The 263-nt window shown below is 70.3% G+C and carries 1 protein-coding gene; it reads right to left on the bottom strand.

Going from position 1 to position 263, the window contains the following annotated elements:
• On the bottom strand, positions 1-263 hold a 263-nt coding region (locus tag ACZ3HG_RS24020), incomplete at both ends, for a glycosyltransferase family 4 protein (RefSeq protein WP_465334922.1).

The following is a 263-nucleotide window of genomic DNA, read 5'->3' as shown; positions in this document are numbered from 1 at the left end:
AACGCGGCGCCCCGCGCGGGAGAGACGTTATCGGCAACGAAGGCCTGGCCGCTTTCGGACAGCGCGGTCCAGGCGCCAGGGTCGCGGTAAAGCGCCAGCGTCGCGGCGGCGAAGCTTTCGGCGTCGTCCGCGAGCTTGACATGCTGGTCTGGCAGCAGCCCGCTGCCCTCGATCCCGATGGAGGTCGACACAACGGGAATGCCGTAGGCGAGGGCGGTCAGGATCTTGCCCTTCACGCCCGCGCCGACGCGCAGCGGGCAGAC

The organism is Erwinia sp. PME.40.26/001 (assembly GCF_055556675.1).
Note: the sequence above shows the minus strand (reverse complement) of the source record. Positions and strands in the feature narration are given on the sequence as shown.